Below are 21,386 nucleotides of genomic sequence, written 5' to 3'. Positions count from 1 at the left end.
TCCCGTTTAGGGATGGCTCGTGAATGCTGCAACTTGGCTTCGATGCTGCTTTGCGGCATTGTCACATGGATGACAGAAGACCTTATCGTCTGCGATGCGTCCCTGGACGACGCCGCAGCCGTTGCGGAAATCTATGCGCACTATGTGCTGAAGAGCTCCGCGACGTTCGAGACCGAGCCACCGGACGAGGCGGAAGTCCGCCGGCGGATAAGCGATACGACCGGCGCGGGTTATCCCTTTCTGGTCACGCGTGACAGCACCGGCCGCGTGCTCGCGTTCGGCTTCGCGCATCGTTACGGTCCTCGTAACGGCTATCGTTACAGCGTCGAGACGACGATCTACGTCCGGTCCGACTGCGTCGGGCGCGGGGTCGGCGGAACTCTGCTGAACGTGCTCGTCGAGGCCTGCGAAAAGAGCGGGTATCGCCAGGCCTTCGCGGTCATCGCGGCATCCGAACCGGCTTCGGTGGTCCTCCACGCCCGTGCCGGCTATCGTCCGGTGGGAACGCTGTCGGGCGCGGGGTGGAAGCACGGGCAGTGGATCGACGTATTCCTGATGCAGCGCCAGCTGGGATCGGGTAATGAGACATTGCCCGACGAACTGCAGGAAGCAGGGGCCTAGCCGCGGGCAGGCAGGGCGAGAGGAGCTTCGATGCGCAAATTCCGCTTTTCGTTGTCCGGCTTCGTGGCGGCGTTGGCGCTGGTCTGCGCGGCGCCTGCCTTCGCACAGGAGGCGCCGGCGGAAAACCTGCTCGAAGGTGACCATATCACGGTGGGCGTGGGCGGTTTCTACGGCCCGAGCTACGACGGTTCGGACGAGAATGTCCTCTCCCCCTATCCCGGCGTCATGGGCCGGATCGGCGGCATCTATATCAGCCCCCGTCCATCGGGCCTCGCGCTGGACCTGATTCCCGAAGACAAGGGGGCGCGGTTCGGCGTCTCGCTCGGTCCGGTGGGGTCGATCACCTTCAACCGCAACGCCAATATCAAGGACCCGGTGGTCAGGGCCGCCGGAAAGCTCGACGTGGCGGTGGAACTGGGCGTGAACGCGGGCGTCGTGGCCTACAAGCTGTTGCACGACTACGATTCGCTGTCGCTTTCGGTCGATGTGAAGTGGGATGTCGCCGGGGCCTACAGCGGCATGACCTGGGCGCCCTCGATCAACTACGTCAGTCCTGTCAGCAAGGCGGTGCTCGTCGGGATCTATGCCGGGGCGCACCACGCGGACGGCAACTATGCGCGCTATTACTATTCGGTGACCCCGGCCCAGAGCGCCGCGAGCGGGCTGCCCGAATACCGGGCGAAGGCGGGCTGGGACAGCGTCAACGCCGGGCTGCTGGTCGGTTGGGACCTCTCGGGCGACTTGCGCGACGGCGGCTTCGCACTCTTCGCCATGGGCAGCTATGCGCGCATGCTCAACGACGGGAAGGATACGCCCTATACCGCGCTTCGCGGCGATGCCGATCAGTGGACCGGCGGCCTGGGCGTGGCCTATACCTTCTGAAGCGCCGCGCGCACGCGTTCGCGCAGGTCCGGCAGCAGTTCCGCCTCGAACCAGGGATGCTTCGCCATCCATAGCCGGCTGCGCCAGGCCGGATGGGGCAGGGGGATCGTTCCTTCGGGCGCTTCGCGCCAGCGGCGGACCGCTTCGGTCAGGTTGGCGGCAAAGCCGCGCGGCAGGTAGCGTTTCTGGGCGTATTGTCCCACCAGCAGCGTGAGCCGCACGTTCGGCAGCACCGTGCGCAAGGGGGCGTGCCAGCGCGGCGCGCATTCGGGCCGGGGCGGCAGGTCGCCGCCGTTGCCCTTTCCCGGATAGCAGAAGCCGCTGGGCATGTGGGCGACGCTGGCGGGATCGTAGAATTCCTCGCTCGAAAGTCCGGTCCATTCGCGCAGGCGGTCGCCGCTGTCGTCGTCCCAGGCCTTGCCGCTGGCGTGGACCTTACTGCCCGGTGCCTGGCCGATGACGAGCACGCGCGCGCCTTCGCCGGCCTGCACGACCGGGCGCGGATCGTGCGGCAGTGTCGCTTCGCACAGGCGGCAGGCGCGGATGTCCTCGAGCAGCGTATTCAGGGCAGCAGCCATCACCGGGAGATGGCCCTGCACAGGCGCGGGTGCAAGGCATCGGCAATATGCACTGCAAATGCGCCTTTACGTTGCACCTTCCCCAGTCCATCCTGCATCCCGGAACTTGGGGGAATGGAGGGAATACATGCCTGACGTGACGCTGGCACCAGCCTGGACGGCGCTGTTTCTGGGGCTTTTCGCGTTTTTTGCCGGGATCGGCGAGTTCAGGAAGCCGGGGCACTGGCAGACGCTGATCGAGGAAATCGTCGCCTCGCCCGCGCTGCAACTGGCTACCGGGCTGCTTGAACTGTTCCTGGGCGCGGTGATCTACATCGCCAATCCCTGGGCCTCGCCCGACTGGCTGTCGAGCGCGCTCAGCGTGGTGGGCGGCCTGATGTGCATAGAGGCGCTGATGGTGCTGGCCTTTTCGGACGTCTACATGGCGTTCTGGGTGCGCCGCTTCGGTCCGCTTTCAAAGCTGTGGTGCTGCTGCTCGATCGTGATCGGCCTTGCCCTGATCGTGGTGAGCATGCTGCACTTCTCGGGCATGCTCACCGCTTTGACATAAGCGACGAGGAATAGGGCTGGACCAGCGCTTTCGCCCGGTCCCACCCGCCGTGCAGCCACAAGTCGCGCGCGGCCGGATCGGGCGGCAGGATCACCGGCATCGTCTCGCGCCCTTCGGCTTTCAGCGCGGCATTGGCCTCGCAGGCGAGGAGGGCGAAGCCGGGGATCTCGCTGTCCTTCCACACCGCCGCCATCGCGAAGACCGGCTGGTCGGCGCAGGAAAACCAGCATTGTCGCCGTTTGCCGTCGGTGGGTGAGGGGCGGCCCCACTCCATGAAGGCGGTGGCGGGGACCAGACAGCGGAACTCGCTGTTCTTGAGGTTGCCGATCCAGAACGGGCTTTCGAGGTTGCGCACCGTCAGGATGCCGTGACGCGGCGCGTCGTGGACCGAGGGCGGTGGCGGCACGCCCCACAGGCGCGGGATCATGCGCGTTTCCAGCGGGCGCCCGGCCGGGCGCGGTCCGGCGATGAACTCGCGGCCCGCGGTGATCACCGGGGCGAATTGCCCGGGCGAGACATGCCCGCCGGCCCAGGGATCGTCCCCCACGCGCGCGCCGAAGGAGCGGCCCACCGCAGCAGCGGCAGCATCCAGGCGATAGAGCATCGGCATCGACCCCGGCCTCTAGACGCCCGCCCTCCACACGTCTATTGTCGCGCTCAACCCCGGGGAGGCAGCACCCCACATCGATGTTTCGAATGTGGGGCTAAAATAGCCTGAGAGGTGTGGGTATGCTCCACACGACCCGTCGAACCTGAACCCGTTAGCACGGGCGGAGGGAGTGGATCTGCCGCCACCGGTATATCCGCTTTTCATCCGCCCATGGAGAGAAGCGCATATGGCTGACATCAACAGCAAGCTTGAGATCGGCGTCACCACCGGCCCCATTCGCGGATCGAAGAAGATCTACGTCCCGGCCCAGTCGAACCCGTCGATCAAGGTCGCCATGCGCGAAATTCATCTGGAGCCCACCAGCGGCGAGCCGCCGGTGCGCGTCTACGACACCTCGGGCCCCTACACCGATCCCGACGCGGCGATCGACATTTCCGCCGGCCTGCCCGCGCTGCGCCGCGAATGGCAGCTTTCGCGCGGCGACGTGGAGGAATACGAACCGCGCGAAGTGAAGCCGGAAGACAACGGCCAGCTCGGCCCGGACCGTTCGGGCGGCGTGCCCCCGTTCCCCACCGCGCTGCGGAGGCCCCTGCGCGCCAAGGCGGGCAAGAACATCTCGCAGATGCACTACGCGAAGCAGGGCATCATCACGCCGGAGATGGAATACGTCGCCGAGCGCGAGAACCTGGGCCGCGCGCGCCTTGCCGAATACAACCGCTCGGGCGAAAGCTTCGGCGCCGCGATCCCCGACTACGTCACGCCCGAATTCGTGCGCGATGAAGTCGCCCGGGGCCGGGCGATCATCCCCAGCAACGTCAACCACCCCGAATCAGAGCCGATGGCGATCGGCCGCAACTTCCTGGTGAAGATCAACGCCAACATCGGCAACTCGGCGGTCGCCTCGGACGTCGCCAGCGAAGTCGACAAGATGGTCTGGTCGATCCGCTGGGGCGCGGACACCGTGATGGACCTGTCCACCGGCCGCAACATCCATGACACGCGCGAATGGATCATCCGCAACTCGCCCGTGCCGATCGGCACCGTGCCGATCTATCAGGCGCTGGAAAAGGTCGGCGGCATTGCCGAGGATCTGACGTGGGACATCTTCCGCGACACGCTGATCGAACAGGCCGAGCAGGGCGTCGACTACTTCACCATCCACGCGGGCGTGCGCTTGCCTTACATCCCGCTGGCGGCCAAGCGCATGACCGGCATCGTCTCGCGCGGCGGCTCGATCATGGCCAAGTGGTGCCTTGCCCACCACAAGGAGTCGTTCCTCTACGAACACTTCGACGAGATCACCGAGATCATGAAGGCCTATGACATCGCCTACTCGCTGGGCGATGGCCTGCGCCCCGGCTCGATCTACGACGCCAACGACGAGGCGCAGTTCGCCGAGCTCTACACGCTGGGCGAACTGACCAAGAAGGCCTGGGAACAGGACGTGCAGGTGATGATCGAGGGCCCCGGCCACGTGCCGATGCACAAGATCAAGGAGAACATGGAAAAGCAGCTGGAAAGCTGCGGCGAGGCCCCGTTCTACACCCTCGGGCCGCTCACCACCGACATCGCGCCGGGCTACGACCACATCACCAGCGGCATCGGCGCCGCCCAGATCGGCTGGTACGGCACGGCGATGCTCTGCTACGTCACGCCCAAGGAACACCTGGGCCTGCCCGACCGTGACGACGTGAAGGTCGGCGTGGTGACGTACAAGCTCGCCGCTCACGCTGCCGACCTAGCCAAGGGCCATCCCGCCGCGCAGGTGCGCGACGATGCCCTCAGCAAGGCCCGCTTCGAGTTCCGCTGGCGCGACCAGTTCAACCTGTCGCTCGATCCGGATACGGCCGAGCAGTACCACGACCAGACGCTTCCGGCCGAAGGCGCCAAGACCGCGCACTTCTGCTCGATGTGCGGTCCCAAGTTCTGCTCGATGAAGATCAGCCAGGAAGTGCGCGACTTCGCGGCCAAGCAGAACCAGCCCGTGGAAACCTTTGTCGCCGCGGAAGAGGCGGAGAAAGGCATGGAAGAGATGTCCAAGGTCTACAAGGAAAAGGGCAACGAACTCTACCTGCCGGCGGAGGACTGACAATGCACGGCGCGGGGCGCGGCACGGGCAGGGCGTGGCTGGCGGCAGCGGCGCTCACCACGCTGTGCGCCGCCTGCGCGCAGGAAGAGCCGCCGCTTGATGAAGCGGCGGTCCTCGCTCGCTCCGACGCCGTGGCCGGCCGCTTCCAGAGCACGCTGCAGGGGCAACTCAAGACCGCGCTAGCGGCAGGTGGGCCGATGCTGGCCGTCACCGTCTGCCACGATGCCGCGCCGCTGATCGCGGCACAGGAATCGGAACGCAGCGGCGCTCTGGTCAGCCGCGTGGCGGAGCGCAACCGCAGCCCCGCCGGAGGGCTGAGCGACGAACTGCGCCCCCACTACACAGAGCTCGCCAGCGCCCCGCTCGTCGACGGTAAACCCGCCAGCCGCATCTGGCGCACCGGCACCGGAGACGACGCGACCATCAACGTGCTGCGCGCGATCCCGATGCAGGAAAAACCCTGCACCGTCTGCCACGGCATCGACGTCTCCCCCGATCTCGCCGCGCGAATCCAGGAACTCTACCCGAACGACAAGGCCACCGGCTTCAAACCGGGCGATATGCGTGGCGCAATGCTGATCCGCTGGCCTGCGGCGGCATTTGCGGAGTAGGGTTTGCTGGAGGGCTGGGGGAGCGCTGCACCGGCCGAGTAAGCGACATCAGCCTCCTTCCCGCCGCTTCACCGTTAGGCGATCCCGGCCCCGTGTGTTACAAGCGTCGCGCTGAATGTCGAATTTTGCGACGGACTTTGCCGGTTGACGAGCGCTCGAACCCTTCCGGACATCGGGGGGAAAGGGCGCAAGGCGGACGACGACTTCCTTTGGATTGACGGCCTCGACGCGTGCCCCTTTCCGCATGTCGCGGTGAGGGCGATTTCTATTGGAAGGACATTTCCCATGCCTATCGGCACAGTCAAATTCTTCAATACCGACAAGGGTTACGGCTTCATCCAGCCCGAAGACGGCGGCCCCGACAGCTTCGTGCACATCTCTGCCGTCCAGGCGGCGGGCATGATGACGCTCGAGCGTGACCAGCGCGTTTCCTATGAGGTCGAGCGCGGCCGCAATGGTAAGGAATCCGCGGTCAACATCGCTGCCGCTTAAGGCCGGCGCTGCATTCGGCTCCGGGCCGCTCCGCTCCGTTATGGCGGCGGCCCGGGCCTCTCGTTCTTCTGCGGCTATTCAGGCGGCGGCATGGTTGTGCAGCAGCGCATCCGTGAGGCGCAGGTCTCCGTTCCACGCGCGCTCGTGGAAGAAGAACACTACGGCATTCACCAGCGGTTCGATCAGCGCGATGCCTCCGGCCATCATCGCCGAACCGGTCACGGCAAAGGCAACCGTGAAGCCGACCAGCAAGTGCAAGGCCAGGAAGCTGGTGGTCTTGGCAAGATCGTGAGACATCGGTTCGTCCTTTCCGTATGCATTATTAATGCGAGTCGATCGCAATAATAAGCCGGCTAAGGTGCACTCTGTGATCGTCTGGGGCGATCAACGTGGTGAAGCGTACTTCCCCTGCTAGCCCGGCCGTTTCCTGCAGACTCGCAGGTGGGGTTGCCCTGACGGCACTTGTCCGCAGGATTGCCGAACGGCGTAAATTGCACTGCCCGGATAAACCGGTATGCAACGGGCAGAGGGGCCGCCCGAGGAAAGCATGAACAAGTCCGCCGTCGAAATCGCCATCCGCACGCGCCGCGCCGCGTTCAACCGCGCCATCGCCGAGGGCGACGTGGCCGCGATCCAGCCTTTGCTCGGGCGCGACGTGGTGATGATGACAGGCAGCGACAGCGCGATCGTTTCGGGGCGCAATGCGCAGATCAAGGTCTGGCGGCGCGAGTTCGCCAGTCCGGCGCGGGCGGTCTACACGCGCACGCCCACCAGCGTGGCGGTATCGCGAGTCGAGCCAGTTGCGCTGGAAACCGGGCACTGGCAGGGCGTGGAGGCGCGATCGGGCAAGGCGCTCGCTTCGGGCGACTATTCGGCCAAGTGGCGCGAAGTGCTGGGCGAATGGGTGATCGTCGCGGAGATCTACGCGACGTTGGGCTGAGGGCGCGCGGTCTGCCCGGCAGGGCTTAAGTTTCAGGGTTAAAATCCGTTTTGAGGATCAAGGCGGCGATCCGCGCGCGGGGCGTCAGACCAGAGAACTCACGAGGACAGGTGGAGCCATGCTCAGCAAGATCAACCCTTCGGCAACCCTTGCCCAGTGCTGGTATCTGCGGCGCCACGTGCCCGCGGGCCGGCGTCGGCGCGAGGAGGGCGGGGTTGTGCATTGCACGTGTCGCTATTGCCAGCGCCCGATCCGTTCGCGCGACGGCGGACGGTGGGATCTGGCCGAGGGATTCGATCTCGACGCGCTCGCCGGCGCGGCGCGCACCAGCCACTTCTGTGTGATCGACACGCTCGATGACATGGTGATCGCGCGCTACGTGGTGCCCAACGGGGCCGACGAGGAAGCGATCTCGCTGCGCATGGCCGAAATCCGCGAAATACATGGCGTCGAGGAAGACGACAGCGTGCTGCAGGTGCGCCTCGTCCAGAGCCAGAGCCGCCTGCAGCGCGTCCACTGACGCCGCGCATGCAAAAAGGGCGTCATCCCAGAAGGATGACGCCCCTCGCAAGCCGCGGTACGCGTCCGGGTGATGGGAGAGAGAGGATCTTACCCGCCCGCGTACTCGCTACGCATCAGTTGCTGGTCAGCGGGCTCGTCACGTCGGCGGTGGTGAAGCTGACCGAACGGTTGTTGTAGGTGCCGGTCACGCGCTCGCCCTTGACGTAGAGGCGGAACGGTTCGCCGGTCGAGGTGTGGCCGGTGATCAGCGTGACGTTGCCCTTCTGGCGGGTCGTGTAGGTGTAGTCCACGCCTTCGTGCGAGAACTCGCGGGCTTCGCTGGCCTGGGCCACCGCGGGCACGACGGCGAGAGTGGCGGCAGCGGCGACGAATACAGTCTTGAACATGGCAATATCCTTAGTTGGGATGCAGGAGATTGCCTCGGGCATCTCTTGTTGTTTTGTTGCGTTGCAGCATGGGCGAATGTTGCGGTGCAGTGCAATTTCAAAACTTCGACCACTTGTTGCAAGAATTGCAACTACCCGAAATTTCCGCCGTGTTTCAGGCTGTTCGCGGCTTTGCCGGACGATAGCGCTTCGGCGGTACGCACGAAAAAAGAGGCGCGGAACCGTCCGTTAGCCACGGGTCAAAGCGCGCGTGGCCTTGCTGGCGCGCCGGTCCGGGGGTAACGCGGGGGGCATGATCGGCCGACGCGTTTTCCTGGCTTTGTCTCTCGCCATGCTGGCGGGTGCCTGTCATGGCACGGGCGGCAGCGGCATGCCCGGAGACAGCGACGACCACACGCCGTTCGGCGCCATTGCGGAAAGCGAGGCAGTTCGTTTCACGGGCACCGAGCCGTTCTGGGGCGGCGAGGTGGCGGATGGGCGGCTAACCTACACGACGCCCGACAATCCCCAGGGCACGATCGTGCCCGTTTCGCGTTTTGCCGGCCGCGGCGGCTTGTCGTTTTCCGGAGAGCTGGCCGGCCAGTCGCTTACGCTGGCAGTGACGCCGGGCGATTGTTCGGACGGGATGTCGGATCGGACGTATCCGTTCGTGGCCACGCTCCGGCTCGGCGAGGACCTGCGCCAGGGCTGTGCCTGGACCGAGCGGCAGCCTCGCACTGAAGGTGGACGGAGCCCGGTGGGCTGATCGCGCTGCGGGCGGATCCGGGCTCCCGACCGCTCAGCGCTTCTTCACGAACTCGGCGCGCAGGACGAGGCCCTTGATGCCGGGATACTTGCAGTCGATCTCCTGCGGATCGCCGGTCAGGCGGATCGACTTGATCAGGGTGCCCTGCTTGAGCGTCTGGCCGGCGCCCTTGACCTGAAGGTCCTTGATCAGGGTGACCTGGTCGCCGTCGGCCAGCACGTTGCCGACCGCATCGTACACGACGACCTGGCCGGCCGCCGCCTGCTTGGCCGCGAGTTCGGATGCCGGCATCCACTCGCCGCTTTCCTCGTCGTAGACGTAATCCTCGTCCCCGTTGTCCTGGGTATCCGCCATAGAAATGTCCTTTGCTGAAGGGCTTCGCCATGGCAGGCGCATGGCCGTCTGGCTAGTCCCTCAGGGCTTTTTCGGCGCATCTGGCGCCGCCGCACATGCAGCATTGGCGAAAGGGGGCTTCGCGTCAGAACCCAACGCCCCCCGCGAATGCTGGAGAAATAGAAATACCAGACGGTACGCCAATCGCATTGCAGCGCAAAAATGGCGGAATCCTAAGCTTCTTGAGTATTGTTTGCTTCCTGTCAGGAGGCTCAAGTGTTACAACTGTGCACACAAAAAAGGCGGGCCGTTCAAAAGGTACTGCCAGGGTAGAGGATGGTGTCATGAAGAAATTCCTGACAGCATTGCAGGCAGGCCTTGTTCTGTTTGCGATGGCAATGTCTGGCACGGGTTGGGCAAACGACTACAAGGTCGACCCCGGTGCGATGACCGGTGCTTACTACATGCGCGCCACCTTGGTTCCCCGAGCGGACGATCTCGCCCTGATTCAGCGCAAGCCTGCACTCTACCTTGCCAGTTTCAACGACGGCATGGCGACTGTGGCCTATTCGCTGGAAAACGGGCGGATCGTCTACCGGGTGGTCAAGGGCGAGATCGACGCCTCCGCAAAGGACGAAATCGACAGAGCTCTTGTCAGGCTGCAGCGCAAGCTGGCCTGACGTATTCCTGGGGAGCCATTCGGGACGCGCAGAGGGCCGAGGGAAGGGAGAAGTGCAAGGCGTGGCGGGATAACCGCCGCGCCTTGTTGCTCTTGCGTTGGGCGCGCGTTGGAGCGGCTCTGGACACGGCGATCCCGGCATGCGCATAATCCGGCTCGTAACAGCAGGGGACATTCATGGACTACGTGAAGGTTGCGAGCGAGGCGCAGGTTGCCGAAGGTACGCTCGTTCCGGTCGAGGCGGCAGGCCAGAAGCTGTTGCTGACCAAGGTAGGGGGCACCTACTACGCGGCCCAGCGCAAGTGCCCCCACCTGGGATTCAACTTGTGCAAGGGCAAGCTGGAAGGTGAATCCGTGGTCTGCCCGCTGCACAAGGCCAAGTTCGATCTCAAGACCGGGCAGATCGAACGTGATCCCAAGCTGCTGTTCATCGAGATGAAGGCCAAGTCCGACCTTGCGACTTACCCGGTCAAGCAGATGGACGGCGATATCTACGTGGAGATCTGAGGCGGTTTCGGCCTAGCGGTAGCTGCGGCCCAGCTTTATCGCCTGCCGTGTCTCGTTGAAGATCGAGCCTGCCGTCACGCGCGTGCTGCGCAGGACGAGGACGACGGTGTCGCCGGCGTCGATCTTGACGTCTTCCGAGGGATGGACGTAACTCTGCCCGTTGGGCCGGTCGATCTGGACGAGGAAGAAGGCCCCGTCGCCGCGCCGCTCGGCTTCGCCGACAGTGGCGCCGGCCAGCGCCGAGTGTTCGGGCACTGTCACCGCCTCGATTTCCAGCCCGAACTCGTGCAGTTCGCGTTTGAGGTCGCGCACTTGCGGGGCCTCGCCGAGGAAGCGGGACGTCGTCGGGTAAAGGATCAGTTCGGCGATGCGTTCGGCGCCGATATGGGTGGGCAGCACCACCTTGTCCGCGCCCGCGTGGATCAGCTTGCCCTCTGTGCTCGGGTATTCGCCGCGGGCGATGATCTCCAGGTGCGCATTGAGATTGCGGGCCGAGAGCGTGATGAAGACGTTTAGCGCGTCGTCGGGAAGCACGGTTGCCAGCACCCGAGCGCGTTCGATGCCCACGGCGCGCAGGGTGGCTTCGTCGGTGGCGTCGCCCTGGTGGGTGAGGTGCCCGCAACCCTCCGCCTCGGCAAGCTTGGCCGGGTTGCGGTCGAGGATGATGTAGGGTGATCGGGCTCGCTGCAGTTCGTGGGCGAGTTGCTTGCCGATCCGGCCGTAGCCGCAGATGATGGCGTGGTTGGTCAGGCGGTCGATCTGGCTTTGCATGCGGTCGATCCCGAGAATGTTGCGAATCTGGTAGTGGGCGAAAACCTGGACGAGGGCACCAGTGAAGAAGATCATGCCGGTGCAGCCCAGGACGATCGTCGCCATGTCGAGCGTGCGCAGCCATGTCGTGTCGATGGGGTGGACCTCGCCATAGCCGACCGAGAAGATCGTGAGCGTGACCATGTAGGCCGCATCGCCCAGGCTCCAGCCTTCGGCGACGAACCCGGCGGTGGACAGGACGAAGACCGCCATCACGAAGGCCGCCGCGCGCGCCAGGTTCTGGAGCGGTGAGCCCAATACCCGGCCTGCCGCGTTGTCAATCCTCTCGTACTCACCGGCCATCGGCAGCAATTACCCCATTATCCCCGGCGCGGAACCTGCGCGCGGGCGCGGCACTTGTCCAGCGTCTGGATCACTTCGCGGGCGCCCAGCCGGGCGGGGCCAGTTCGAAGCCGGCGAAATCGAATCCGGGAGAAACCACGCAGCTTACCAGAGCCCAGCCACCGAGCGGCTCGGCAGCCTGCCAGTGGCCGGTGGGCACGATCAGTTGCGGCGCTTGCCCGGCCAGCACATCGCCGCCCAGCACCTGCCGCGAGACCGGTCCTGTTTGATCGGGCGCGATCGACAAGGTGATCGGGCTGCCGGCGTGCCACAGCCAGATCTCGCAGGCATCGACCCGGTGCCAGTGCGATCGCTGATGTGCCTCGAGCAGGAAGTGGATCGCGGTTGCATCCGGCCGCGTGCCTGATCTTGCCTCGGCTTTCCAGGTCTCGCGATACCAGCCGCCCTCGGGATGCGGCGAGAGGTCGAGGCGGGCGACGATGGCGGCGGCTTCGTCACGGTCTGTCTGCATGGTCTCACGTTCCTATCGGCAATTGCCGGTGTCCGGCGCGACGGTGTCCTGTATAACGATTGCGAACAGGAGAGGAATCGGGTCATGCCACATCCGCTCGGTATCGAGCTGCTCACAGTCCTGGGAATGGGGCCGGTGGAGCATGTCACGCTGGCGGCGGACCTCGGTTGCACCGCGGTGTCGATGGGGCTGACGCAGTTACCCTTCAATCCGTACGGTTACCCGGCATGGTCGCTGCGGGAAGATCCGGCCTTGCGGCGCGAACTCAAGGCGGTGATGCGCGAACGGGGTGTGTCGATCTCGATAGCCGAGGGAATGGGCGTCTCTGCGGATCTGGACGCTTCCCGGCACGCGGCCGACATGGATCTGTTCGCCGAACTCGGCGCGCTCAGGGTCAATTCGGTCGACATGGGTGTCGAGCGCGATCGCGCCTTCGAGCAGCTGGCGAAGCTGTGCGAGATGGCCGGCGAACGCGGCATGGATTTCTCGATAGAGTTCTGCCCGGTCTTCACGATCCGCAGCCTGCCCGAGGCGCTGGCCGCCGTCCGCCATATCGGTGAAGGGCGCGCCACCGTGCTTATCGATTCGATGCACTTCTTCCGCTCCGGCGGGACCGTGGCGCAGATTGCCGAACTCGATCCCGCGCTTATCGGCCACGTCCAGCTCAGCGACGCGCCCCGCAAGAGTGCCGGCGACTACATGCAGGAGGCGATGTCGGGCCGGATGATCCCGGGCGAGGGCGAGCTACCCTTGCGCGAGTTCATCGATGCCCTGCCGCGCGGCCAGACGCTGGGGCTCGAAGTCCCGTTGATGGCGCAGGCCGAAAGCGGCCGTCCGGCGGTGGAATGCGTGGCCGAGATCGTGATGAAGACGCGCGAACTGATGGCCTAGCGCCGCGCGGCCTGGAGAACCATTTCCGCCCCCTTTTCGGCGATCATCATCGTCGGAGCATTGGTATTGCCCGACGTGATCGTCGGCATCACCGAAGCGTCGATGACGCGCAGGGCCTCGATGCCCGTTACCCGAAGCTGGTGATCGACGACAGAGCCCATCGCGGCAGTACCCACCGGGTGGAAGATGGTGGTGCCGATGTTGCCGGCGACGCGCTGAAGCTCCTCTTCGCTTTGTGCTTCGAGGCCGGGGCGCACTTCCTGAGGGTCGAAGCGGGCGAGCGCAGGTTGTGCGACGATGCCGCGCGCCTGACGGATCGCGGCGGCGGCAACGCGGCGGTCTTCCTCGGTCGCGAGATAGTTGGGCCGGATGCTCGGTGCGACGGCCGCGTCCCGGCTGGTCACGCGGCTCGTGCCCCGGCTCTCCGGGCGCAGGTTGCACACGCTTGCGGTAAAGGCGGGGAACGGGTCGAGCGCGCCGCCGAAGGCTTCGAGGCTGAGCGGCTGGACATGGTATTCCAGGTTGGCGGTGGCATACCGCGCGTCGCTTTTGGAGAAGACGCCGAGTTGGCTGGGGGCCATTGCCATCGGCCCCGTGCGCTTCAGGATATATTCCATCCCGATCAGCGCCTTGCCGAACAGGTTCGCCGCGCGCTGGTTGAGCGTGGAGACGCCCGAAACGCGCCAGGCGCAGCGTAGTTGCAGGTGGTCCTGCAGGTTGGCGCCGACGTGCGGCGCATCGAGCACGGTTTCGATGCCCAGCGTGGAAAGGTGCGCTGGGTCGCCGATGCCGCTGCGTTCGAGGATGGCAGGTGAGCCGATCGCGCCGGCTGCCAGCAGCACTTCGCCGCGTGCACGGGCGACCCGCTGTACATTGCCGAGCGTATAGGCGATGCCGACCGCGCGGCCGTGCTCGATGACGACCTTGTCGACCAGCGCTCCGGTGACGACTTTCAGGTTGGTGCGGCTGCGCACCGGCTTGAGGAAGGCGTCCGAGGCGCTCCAGCGCCAGCCCCGGCGCTGGGTGACCTGAAAGAAGCTGGCGCCTTCGTTGTCGCCTGTGTTGAAGTCGTCGATCAGCGGCATGCCGGCCTGTCCGCAGGCCAGGCGAAAGGCTTCCAGGATGTCCCAGCGCAGGCGCTGGCGCTCCACGCGAATTTCGCCGCCGCTGCCGTGGAATTCGCCGGGGCCGTCGTAGTGGTCCTCCGCGCGCTTGAAATAGGGCAGCACGTCGTCCCAGCCCCAACCGGGATTTCCGGCTTGGCGCCAGCCGTCGTAGTCCGCTGCCTGCCCGCGCATGTAGATCATGCCGTTGATCGAGGAGCAGCCGCCTAGCACGCGCCCGCGCGGATACTTCAGCGCGCGGCCGTTGAGGCCGTCTTCCGATTCGGTCGACATGCACCAGTCCGTACGCGGGTTGCCGATGCAATAGAGGTAGCCCACCGGTACCTTGATCCAGATGTAGTCGTCCTTGCCGCCCGCTTCCAGCAGCAGCACGCGGTTGCGCGGATCGGCGCTGAGCCGGTTGGCGAGAACGCACCCGGCGCTGCCGCCGCCCACAACGATGAAGTCGAAATCGTCCATGTCATTCGGCTAGGCCGCCGCGCACCGGCAATCAAGTCGTGGCAGACGTGGCCGCTGCCGCGATGGCGCGCTCGGGCGATGCCGCAAGGCGCAATGCGCAAAGCCCTTGAAGCACCACGGGCGGCATTCCAAGATTGCCGGGACAGGGCATGGGAAGAGGAGAGGAGAGAGCGGTGACGGTACCTGCAATCGGCAAGGTCGGCCTGTGGTCGCTGGAACTGCGCTTCGGCGACAAGGGACAGGCTAACGAGGCCGCCGCCGAGCTTGACGAACTGGGCTATGGCGCGCTCTGGATCCCCGGCGGGATCGACAGCGGCGCGCCAGCCGACGTGGAGCGCCTGCTGGGCATGACGAAGCGGACGACCATCGCCACCGGCATCCTCAATGTCTGGAAGCATGAACCCGCCGAACTGGCGGCCTGGTTCGCAGGGCTGGGCGCGGCGGAAAAGGCCCGCACGCTGCTTGGCATCGGCGTGAGCCACGGCCCGATCATCGGCGAACAATGGGGCAAGCCGCTTTCGGTGATGCGCCGCTTCCTCGATGGCCTCGACGCTGCCGGGATGCCGCGAGACAATCTGTGCCTTGCCGGACTCGGGCCGAAGATGATTGCGCTTTCGGGCGAGCGCACGGCCGGTGCGCATCCCTATCTCGTCACGCCCGAACACACGGCCGGTGCGCGCGAGATCCTCGGCCCGGGCAAGCTGCTCGCGCCGGAACAGGGGGTGATCCTGGAGGAAGATCCGGCCCGCGCGCGCGAGCTGGCCCTTGGGGCGCTCGAACATTATCGCATGCTCCCCAACTACAGGAACAACTGGCTGCGGCTCGGCTTCACCGAAGACCAGATCGATGCCTGCGATGACGGGCTGATCGACGCACTCTTCGCCGTCGGTGGTGTCGAGAAGGCGGCGGCACGGGTGCAGGCGCACCTCGATGCCGGTGCGGATCATGTCTGCATGCAGGTGATCGGCGGGCCACGTGGGGCCGGGTTCGATGTCCTGCTGCCGCTATGGAGCCGTCTTGCAGCGGCGCTGCTGTGAGCAGCGCTCAGGCCAGCTACGAATTGTCCGGTGCGAGCGATGCCCCCGGACGGACCAAGGGGCGCTGCGTCGGCCACCGGATAGAGATCGACGCGCCGCCCGAGCTGGTGTGGGATTTCATCGCGGACTTCGAGGGGTGGGGCGGATGGAGCCCGCTCTATGTCGAGACCAGCGGGCGGGCCGAACCTGGCGAGGAGATTCGCTTCACGGTGAAGCTTGAGGGGCTCAAGCCGCAGAAGGGGGGGGCGCGCGTGGTGACGATGCGGCCGAACGAACTGCTCGAATATGTGATGACGAGCTTCGGTGGTCTCGTGAAGGCATTCCGTTTCGTCGAGGTCGAGGAACTTTCGCCCACGCGCTGTGCGGTCACCAATGCCGAGATCATGGGTGGTCCCGTCGGCGCCGTGATCTTTCGGGCCATGGGGCACAAGGTCGGAATGGGGCTGGAGGGCATGAACCGGGCCCTGCGCAAGATGGCGGAACTCAAATGGAACAGTCGCCCGGATTGACCGGCGAGGACACCGCCTTGGCGTCGGAAATGGTTACACTTCGCGCGGGACGTGGCGCGTACTGCGGTATTACGCAGTTTTCCGGGGCGTTAAGAATTTAGCAATCCATTGTACCTAGCTCTAGGTGGCACAGGGGATGGCGACATTGTCGTCAGATTTGACAAGAGCCGCCGACGCTCGGGGACAGACTTGATCGTCGGGGGGCGATCAGTCTTCTAGGGCGGGTTCGCGCTTCTACGAGCGTGTTCGGCTACCGCCTTCGTCGGCGGCTCTTTCCTCCCTTTTCCGTCGCTTCCGAAGCGAAATCAGCCGCCCAGCGCGTGTTCTACCGCCGTGACAGGACCGCCTTGCGATGGCTTGTCGGAAATCGCACGCGTTATCCAGATGGCCGACATTGCGAGAATCGCGAGAAGCAGGCTCGCTATCAGGACATACCGGACGATGTTCGGTGTGCTGCCCCCGCGTGCCTCGTCGCTGTCGAGATGAATCTCTTCACCAATACGTTGCATTGTGGCTCTCCCGTTGGCCCGGCGGTGGCCTGGGGACCACGTCTTTCCACCGGGTCATGAGAAGAACGCGTGCCGCTGTCGAAAAGTTCCGGGGTGCCGGTGCCGCGCGGTCAGCCGTCCGCCGAATCGAGGCGCTGCAGCGTGCGCTCGTCGCGGTGGCTCTGGCAGAATGCGTCGAGAGCCCGCGCGAAGCGGGCGCCCTGTGCAGGGTCGCGCGCGGCCGCTTCGAACAGGGTCATCGAACTGCGGAACTTGAGCGCGTCTATTCCACCGAGAATGGACGCGGCGCTTCGTTTTCCGCCCCAGTCCAGCATCCGGTCGGTGCATTCGGCAAGGCGCCTGCCCAGCACCGGATGGGCGAGGTAGGCCCGCGCTTCGCCAAGGTCGGCGATCGCATAGTACTGGGCGGTCGGACTGCGGCCGAGGCCCGCGATCTGCGGGAAGACGAACCACATCCAGTGACTGCGCTTGGTCCCGGCCCCGATTTCGTCAAGCGCAGCGGCATATGTGTCGCGCTGCGCATCGACGAAGCGGTCGAGGCCGGGCATGGCGGGAGCTTTCGCTGCCCGCCTCAGTCGCGCAGGAGGTCGTTGATGCCGGTCTTGGAGCGGGTCTGGGCGTCGACGGTTTTGACAATTACCGCGCAGTACAGCGAAGGTCCGGGGGTGCCGTCGGGCAGCGGCTTGCCGGGCAGCGCGCCGGGAACCACGACCGAGTAGGGCGGCACGCGGCCGATGTGGACCTTGCCGGTGGCACGGTCGATGATCTTGGTCGAGGCACCGAGGTACACGCCCATCGACAGCACCGCGCCTTCACCCACGACGACGCCTTCGGCGACCTCGGAACGGGCGCCGATGAAGCAGTTGTCCTCGATGATGACCGGGCCCGCCTGCAGCGGTTCCAGCACGCCGCCGATGCCAGCGCCGCCGGACAGGTGCACGTTCTTGCCGATCTGCGCGCAGGAGCCGACGGTCGCCCAGGTATCGACCATGGTACCTTCGCCGACATAGGCGCCGAGATTGACGAAGCTCGGCATCAGCACCACGCCCTTGGCGATATGGGCGCTGCGGCGCACGACCGCGCCGGGAACCACGCGGAAGCCGGCTGCCTTGAACCGGGCATCGTCCCAGCCGTCGAACTTGAGCGGCACCTTGTCGAAGGCGGGGGCGCCGGCCGCACCGTATTCCATCACCGCATTGTCGGCGAGGCGGAAGCTGAGCAGCACCGCCTTCTTGAGCCACTGGTTGACGACCCATTCGCCATCCACCTTCTCGGCAACGCGCGCCTTGCCCGAATCGAGCAGGTCGAGCGCTTCGTTGACGATCTTGCGCACATCGTCGCTGGCGGGGGTGACGGTGTCGCGCGCATCAAACGCGGCTTCGATGGCGGCTTCGAGTCCGGACATTGCTGGAAGTCTCCGAATAGAGTCAGTTTCGTGCCGGGGCGCCTATCGCGCTACGGCGTGAAGGACAAGCAAAAGGGGGATTCGCTCAGGGCGCTTCGGTCGCATCGCCCTCTTCGGGGCGCATCAGTTCGCGGACGAAGCCGATCAGCCCGGTCTGGCGGGCGCGGCGCATGCGCTCGGCGGCAAGGATCTCGGTGACCTTCTCGAAGCAGGTCCGGATGTCATCGTTGACCACGACATAGTCGTAGCCATCCCAGTGGCTGATTTCCGAGCGCGCGCGTGCCATGCGTCCGGCGATGACCTCGGTACTGTCGGTACCGCGCCCGGTCAGGCGCCGGCGCAGTTCCTCGATGCTGGGCGGCAGCAGGAACACGCGCACGACGTCGCGTTCCAGCTTCTGGTAGAGCTGCTGGGTGCCCTGCCAGTCGATGTCGAAGAGATAGTCCTGCCCGTCCTTCAGTCCGGCCTTCACCTGGGCCTTGGGGGTACCGTAGCAATGGCCGAAGACTTGCGCCCATTCCAGGAACTCGTCGTTTTCGACCATGCGATCGAACTCGGCGCGGCTGACGAAGTGATAGTCCTTGCCGTCCACTTCGCCGGGCCGGGGCGGGCGGGTCGTGCACGATACCGAAATGCAGATGTGCGGATCATGCTCCAGCAGCATGCGTGAGATCGTCGTCTTGCCCGCGCCGGAGGGCGAGGACATGATGAACATGAGGCCGCGTCGGGCAAGCGTGTCGTCTGGCTCGGGCGAGTGCATCTGGGTGGTCTTGGGTGCGGACTTGGACATGGCTTTCCCGATGGCGGGGCGAACCGATCAAATCAACCCGGGCCGATCCGCGGCATGTGGGAAAACGGACGTCAGGCCCCGCTCTGCCCCGTTTCGTCCGCTTCCCCGTTCCGGGCCATCTCCTCGAGCGCGGCTTCTCCCTTGCGTTGCGCGTCGCGCGCCTTGGTGCGGTCGTAGAGCGTCTTGGCGACAAGAGCGCCGCCCACCACGATCGCGCCGGGGATGGAACGGAGGGCCACTTTCGCCAGTGCCGTGTGCAGAAGGGATTCGCCCATGGTGCGGCCCTTCAGGATCTTCAGCGCCTTGCTGGCGGTATATTGTCGGCCGAGCAGGGCCCGTTCGACGGCCTGGCGGGCCAGCAGGGTGCTGCCGCGCAGGGCGATGTCGGCAATGGCAAGGTTGGTCGCCACGTTCGGGCTGGGCCCGTGCAGTTCGTCCGCCGAAATTCGGGGCCTGGTCATGCGGGAAGGGGCCTTGCGGGCGGGCTTCCCGACCGCCTTCGCGGTCTCGTCAGCGTCGTCCTGCAGTTCCTTCGTGGCCATGGACGGTTACCCCAGGGGTTGGGCGGGAAGTGTGCGCCGGTTCACTTTTTCTTGCCGAAATCCACCGAAACGACGTTCGAGCCATCTTCGCTGGGCGTGACGCGCGATGCGAGGTCGCGATCCGCCTCGTCGTTGCCGGCAGGGCCGGAGATGTCGCTGTCCTCGTCTTCCGCCATGGCCTGGAACTGCAGGCCGAAATCCACCGCCGGATCGACGAAGGCGGTGATCGCGGAGAACGGAACGATCAGCTTGGCCGGCACCTGGTTGAAGCTCAGGCTGACCGAAAAACCCTCGTCCGACACGTTGAGGTCCCAGAACTTGTTCTGCAGGACGATGGTCATTTCGTCGGGAAAACGGGCCTTTAGCTCCGGCGGGATGTTCACCCCGGGCGCACTCGTCTTGAAGGTGATGTAGAAGTGGTGGGTGCCCGGGAGGATGCCATTGGAGGCTTCCACCTGGCCGAGCACACGCCCGACGACAGCGCGCAGGGCCTCCTGCACGATTTCGTCATAGGGGATCAGACTGTCTGGCGGCGTATCGTTCATCGCGCCCTACGTGCGCATGGTTAAAGGGAGGGTCAAGCCATCACTGGCGTGATTTTACGCCCATTCAGCCGTTTTTACCAAGGAAATTGCCTTGCGGTTGCCGAAGATCGCCCGTCTGCAGGCCCGAAACCATGCAATTGATTCCCGCACGCACAGGTCTATAGGCGCTTTTCATGCGTACCGCTTCAATCGCCCGCAAGACTCACGAAACCGACATTTCCGTCGAAGTGAACCTCGATGGCACCGGGACCTATGACGTCTCGACCGGTATCGGCTTTCTCGATCACATGATCGAGCAGTTCTCGCGCCATTCGCTGATCGACATCACGTGCAGGATCGAAGGCGACCTCCACGTGGACCAGCACCACACGACCGAGGACAGCGCCATCGCCATCGGCCAGGCCATCAGCCAGGCCTTGGGCGACAAGGCAGGGATCGGCCGCTACGGCGAAGCGCATTCGCCGATGGACGAGGCGCTCTCGCGCGTGGTGCTCGATATTTCCGGGCGGCCCTACTTCGTGTGGAAGGCGGCTTTCACGCAGGAAAAACTGGGTGAGTTCGACACCGAACTGGTCGAGCACTGGTTCCACTCGATTTCGCAGGCAGTGGGGATCACGCTGCACATCGAGCAGCTTTACGGCACCAACAACCACCATATTTGCGAAGGCATTTTCAAAGGCTTCGCCCGCGCCATGCGCTCGGCCGTGGAGCTCGATCCGCGCAAGGGTGGCGCGATTCCCTCGACCAAGGGACAGCTCGGAGGCTGAACGAGCGATGGCGGAAGTTCTGGCTCTTATCGATTACGGCGCAGGCAATCTCCACTCGGTCGCCAATGCGCTGAAAGCAGCGGGTGCCGGCAACGTGGCCGTGACGGCAGACCCCGAGGTGGTGCGCGCGGCGGACCGGATCGTCTTGCCCGGCGTCGGCTCGTTCAAGGCCTGTGCCGCAGGGCTTTGGGGCATTCACGGCATGGTCGAAGCCATGACCGAGCGTGTCCACGTGGGCGGGGCGCCGTTCCTCGGCATTTGCGTGGGCATGCAGCTTCTCGCCACCCGCGGGCTGGAGCACGGCGTGACCAAGGGGCTCGGCTGGATTGCGGGCGAGGTGCAGATGATTGAGCGGACCGATCCCGCCATCAAGATCCCGCACATGGGCTGGAACGACGTCGCGCTGGGCCTCCACGACCCGGCGAGTGGGCTGATCGAGCCGGGCGAGGCCTATTTCCTGCATTCCTATCACATCGTGCCCGAGGACGGGCATACGGTCGCCGCGATGACCGACCATGGCGGCGGTTTGGTCGCTGCGGTGGCCAGGGACAATGTCGTGGGCGTGCAGTTCCACCCCGAAAAGAGCCAGGCTTACGGGCTGTCGCTCCTCTCCCGCTTCCTCGAATGGAACCCTTGATA

30 protein-coding genes are annotated in these 21,386 nt (G+C 65.3%); 16 read left to right on the top strand and 14 right to left on the bottom strand.

What is annotated here, in order from left to right; genetic code table 11:
* Positions 1–69 precede the first annotated feature (69 nt).
* The gene (locus NZK81_RS00650; protein ID WP_260043109.1) at positions 70–621 is read left to right on the top strand and encodes a GNAT family N-acetyltransferase; all 552 of its coding nucleotides are present in this window, start codon (positions 70–72) and stop codon (positions 619–621) included.
* A gap of 30 nt (positions 622–651) precedes the next feature.
* The gene (locus NZK81_RS00645; protein ID WP_260043107.1) at positions 652–1,503 is read left to right on the top strand and encodes a MipA/OmpV family protein; all 852 of its coding nucleotides are present in this window, start codon (positions 652–654) and stop codon (positions 1,501–1,503) included.
* Here the strand turns inward: NZK81_RS00645 and NZK81_RS00640 are convergent.
* The gene (locus NZK81_RS00640) at positions 1,491–2,081 is read right to left on the bottom strand and encodes a uracil-DNA glycosylase family protein (RefSeq protein ID WP_260043105.1); all 591 of its coding nucleotides are present in this window, start codon (positions 2,079–2,081) and stop codon (positions 1,491–1,493) included. The two genes, NZK81_RS00645 and NZK81_RS00640, sit on opposite strands and share 13 nt — an antisense overlap.
* 127 nt (positions 2,082–2,208) lie before the next feature.
* On the opposite strand from NZK81_RS00640, the gene NZK81_RS00635 reads away from it, so the two are divergent.
* Complete coding sequence (locus NZK81_RS00635) at positions 2,209–2,631, top strand: hypothetical protein (protein WP_260043104.1); 423 nt, start codon at positions 2,209–2,211, stop codon at positions 2,629–2,631.
* Here NZK81_RS00635 and NZK81_RS00630 read toward each other — a convergent pair.
* Positions 2,615–3,235: an SOS response-associated peptidase gene (locus NZK81_RS00630; protein ID WP_260043103.1), complete on the bottom strand. Its 621-nt coding sequence runs from the start codon at positions 3,233–3,235 to the stop codon at positions 2,615–2,617. The genes NZK81_RS00635 and NZK81_RS00630 overlap by 17 nt on opposite strands.
* A 232-nt stretch (positions 3,236–3,467) precedes the next feature.
* Here NZK81_RS00630 and thiC point away from each other — a divergent pair, with 232 nt between their 5' ends.
* The 3 genes from thiC to NZK81_RS00615 all read left to right on the top strand — a co-directional run bounded on the left by thiC (position 3,468) and on the right by NZK81_RS00615 (position 6,433).
* Complete coding sequence (thiC, locus tag NZK81_RS00625) at positions 3,468–5,330, top strand: phosphomethylpyrimidine synthase ThiC (RefSeq protein WP_260043102.1); 1,863 nt, start codon at positions 3,468–3,470, stop codon at positions 5,328–5,330.
* Positions 5,331–5,332: 2 nt separating this feature from the next.
* A complete protein-coding gene (locus tag NZK81_RS00620) occupies positions 5,333–5,941 on the top strand; it encodes a DUF3365 domain-containing protein (protein WP_260043101.1) in 609 nt (202 codons plus the stop codon).
* Positions 5,942–6,226: 285 nt separating this feature from the next.
* The gene (locus tag NZK81_RS00615) at positions 6,227–6,433 is read left to right on the top strand and encodes a cold-shock protein (RefSeq protein ID WP_260043100.1); all 207 of its coding nucleotides are present in this window, start codon (positions 6,227–6,229) and stop codon (positions 6,431–6,433) included.
* A 78-nt stretch (positions 6,434–6,511) separates the two neighbouring features.
* Here NZK81_RS00615 and NZK81_RS00610 read toward each other — a convergent pair whose 3' ends face one another.
* The gene (locus NZK81_RS00610; RefSeq protein WP_260043099.1) at positions 6,512–6,730 is read right to left on the bottom strand and encodes a DUF2061 domain-containing protein; all 219 of its coding nucleotides are present in this window, start codon (positions 6,728–6,730) and stop codon (positions 6,512–6,514) included.
* A gap of 250 nt (positions 6,731–6,980) precedes the next feature.
* On the opposite strand from NZK81_RS00610, the gene NZK81_RS00605 reads away from it, so the two are divergent.
* The gene (locus tag NZK81_RS00605) at positions 6,981–7,373 is read left to right on the top strand and encodes a YybH family protein (protein ID WP_260043098.1); all 393 of its coding nucleotides are present in this window, start codon (positions 6,981–6,983) and stop codon (positions 7,371–7,373) included.
* A 118-nt stretch (positions 7,374–7,491) separates the two neighbouring features.
* The gene (locus NZK81_RS00600) at positions 7,492–7,893 is read left to right on the top strand and encodes a hypothetical protein (protein WP_260043097.1); all 402 of its coding nucleotides are present in this window, start codon (positions 7,492–7,494) and stop codon (positions 7,891–7,893) included.
* 115 nt (positions 7,894–8,008) lie between these two features.
* Here NZK81_RS00600 and NZK81_RS00595 read toward each other — a convergent pair whose 3' ends face one another.
* Positions 8,009–8,281 (bottom strand): hypothetical protein, encoded by a 273-nt coding sequence (locus NZK81_RS00595; RefSeq protein WP_260043095.1) that lies wholly within the window; start codon positions 8,279–8,281, stop codon positions 8,009–8,011.
* A 292-nt stretch (positions 8,282–8,573) separates the two neighbouring features.
* On the opposite strand from NZK81_RS00595, the gene NZK81_RS00590 reads away from it, so the two are divergent.
* Entirely contained in the window at positions 8,574–9,026 is a 453-nt protein-coding gene (locus NZK81_RS00590) for a COG3650 family protein (RefSeq protein ID WP_260043094.1), read from the top strand.
* A gap of 33 nt (positions 9,027–9,059) precedes the next feature.
* On the opposite strand, the gene NZK81_RS00585 is transcribed toward NZK81_RS00590, so the two are convergent.
* The gene (locus NZK81_RS00585) at positions 9,060–9,380 is read right to left on the bottom strand and encodes an alkylphosphonate utilization protein (RefSeq protein ID WP_260043093.1); all 321 of its coding nucleotides are present in this window, start codon (positions 9,378–9,380) and stop codon (positions 9,060–9,062) included.
* 323 nt (positions 9,381–9,703) lie between these two features.
* Here NZK81_RS00585 and NZK81_RS00580 point away from each other — a divergent pair, with 323 nt between their 5' ends.
* Positions 9,704–10,039, top strand: coding sequence for a hypothetical protein (locus NZK81_RS00580; protein WP_260043092.1), 336 nt, complete (start codon positions 9,704–9,706; stop codon positions 10,037–10,039).
* A 176-nt stretch (positions 10,040–10,215) separates the two neighbouring features.
* Positions 10,216–10,545 carry a Rieske (2Fe-2S) protein gene (locus NZK81_RS00575; RefSeq protein ID WP_260043091.1) on the top strand — a complete coding sequence of 110 codons (330 nt, stop codon included), beginning with the start codon at positions 10,216–10,218 and terminating at the stop codon, positions 10,543–10,545.
* A 12-nt stretch (positions 10,546–10,557) separates the two neighbouring features.
* Here the strand turns inward: NZK81_RS00575 and NZK81_RS00570 are convergent, their stop codons facing one another.
* Together NZK81_RS00570 and NZK81_RS00565 are read right to left on the bottom strand one after the other, a co-directional pair.
* On the bottom strand, positions 10,558–11,613 hold the full coding sequence (locus NZK81_RS00570; protein WP_260043090.1) for a potassium channel family protein: 1,056 nt from the start codon (positions 11,611–11,613) through the stop codon (positions 10,558–10,560).
* Between the two features lie 115 nt (positions 11,614–11,728).
* Entirely contained in the window at positions 11,729–12,169 is a 441-nt protein-coding gene (locus NZK81_RS00565) for a cupin domain-containing protein (RefSeq protein ID WP_260043089.1), read from the bottom strand.
* A gap of 84 nt (positions 12,170–12,253) precedes the next feature.
* Between NZK81_RS00565 and NZK81_RS00560 the strand changes: the two genes are divergently transcribed.
* Positions 12,254–13,060, top strand: a complete 807-nt coding sequence (locus NZK81_RS00560) for a sugar phosphate isomerase/epimerase family protein (RefSeq protein ID WP_260043088.1) — start codon at positions 12,254–12,256, stop codon at positions 13,058–13,060.
* On the opposite strand, the gene NZK81_RS00555 is transcribed toward NZK81_RS00560, so the two are convergent.
* Entirely contained in the window at positions 13,057–14,643 is a 1,587-nt protein-coding gene (locus NZK81_RS00555) for a GMC family oxidoreductase (protein WP_260043087.1), read from the bottom strand. The two genes, NZK81_RS00560 and NZK81_RS00555, sit on opposite strands and share 4 nt — an antisense overlap.
* A 173-nt stretch (positions 14,644–14,816) precedes the next feature.
* Between NZK81_RS00555 and NZK81_RS00550 the strand changes: the two genes are divergently transcribed.
* Together NZK81_RS00550 and NZK81_RS00545 are read left to right on the top strand one after the other, a co-directional pair.
* Positions 14,817–15,680, top strand: coding sequence for a TIGR03620 family F420-dependent LLM class oxidoreductase (locus tag NZK81_RS00550; RefSeq protein ID WP_260043085.1), 864 nt, complete (start codon positions 14,817–14,819; stop codon positions 15,678–15,680).
* On the top strand, positions 15,677–16,189 hold the full coding sequence (locus tag NZK81_RS00545) for an SRPBCC domain-containing protein (protein ID WP_260043083.1): 513 nt from the start codon (positions 15,677–15,679) through the stop codon (positions 16,187–16,189). Before NZK81_RS00550 ends, NZK81_RS00545 begins: the two co-directional genes overlap by 4 nt.
* Positions 16,190–16,494: 305 nt before the next feature.
* On the opposite strand, the gene NZK81_RS00540 is transcribed toward NZK81_RS00545, so the two are convergent.
* The 6 genes from NZK81_RS00540 to NZK81_RS00515 form a co-directional block, all read right to left on the bottom strand.
* Entirely contained in the window at positions 16,495–16,698 is a 204-nt protein-coding gene (locus tag NZK81_RS00540) for a hypothetical protein (RefSeq protein ID WP_260043082.1), read from the bottom strand.
* A 110-nt stretch (positions 16,699–16,808) separates the two neighbouring features.
* The gene (locus NZK81_RS00535) at positions 16,809–17,246 is read right to left on the bottom strand and encodes a DUF1810 domain-containing protein (RefSeq protein ID WP_260043081.1); all 438 of its coding nucleotides are present in this window, start codon (positions 17,244–17,246) and stop codon (positions 16,809–16,811) included.
* A gap of 23 nt (positions 17,247–17,269) precedes the next feature.
* Positions 17,270–18,103, bottom strand: a complete 834-nt coding sequence (dapD, locus tag NZK81_RS00530) for a 2,3,4,5-tetrahydropyridine-2,6-dicarboxylate N-succinyltransferase (RefSeq protein WP_260043079.1) — start codon at positions 18,101–18,103, stop codon at positions 17,270–17,272.
* 85 nt (positions 18,104–18,188) lie between these two features.
* Positions 18,189–18,893: a guanylate kinase gene (gmk, locus tag NZK81_RS00525; RefSeq protein WP_260043077.1), complete on the bottom strand. Its 705-nt coding sequence runs from the start codon at positions 18,891–18,893 to the stop codon at positions 18,189–18,191.
* Between the two features lie 71 nt (positions 18,894–18,964).
* Positions 18,965–19,435 carry a hypothetical protein gene (locus tag NZK81_RS00520; protein WP_260043076.1) on the bottom strand — a complete coding sequence of 157 codons (471 nt, stop codon included), beginning with the start codon at positions 19,433–19,435 and terminating at the stop codon, positions 18,965–18,967.
* A 41-nt stretch (positions 19,436–19,476) separates the two neighbouring features.
* Entirely contained in the window at positions 19,477–19,980 is a 504-nt protein-coding gene (locus NZK81_RS00515; protein WP_260043075.1) for an SspB family protein, read from the bottom strand.
* A gap of 173 nt (positions 19,981–20,153) precedes the next feature.
* Here NZK81_RS00515 and hisB point away from each other — a divergent pair, with 173 nt between their 5' ends.
* Together hisB and hisH are read left to right on the top strand one after the other, a co-directional pair.
* Positions 20,154–20,747, top strand: a complete 594-nt coding sequence (gene hisB / locus NZK81_RS00510) for an imidazoleglycerol-phosphate dehydratase HisB (RefSeq protein ID WP_260043074.1) — start codon at positions 20,154–20,156, stop codon at positions 20,745–20,747.
* A gap of 7 nt (positions 20,748–20,754) precedes the next feature.
* Complete coding sequence (gene hisH / locus NZK81_RS00505) at positions 20,755–21,384, top strand: imidazole glycerol phosphate synthase subunit HisH (protein ID WP_260043073.1); 630 nt, start codon at positions 20,755–20,757, stop codon at positions 21,382–21,384.
* The last annotated feature ends 2 nt before the right edge of the window (positions 21,385–21,386 follow it).

Origin of the sequence: Novosphingobium mangrovisedimenti (assembly GCF_025153475.1) — a bacterium.
Lineage (GTDB): Bacteria > Pseudomonadota > Alphaproteobacteria > Sphingomonadales > Sphingomonadaceae > Novosphingobium > Novosphingobium mangrovi_A.
Note: the sequence above shows the minus strand (reverse complement) of the source record. Positions and strands in the feature narration are given on the sequence as shown.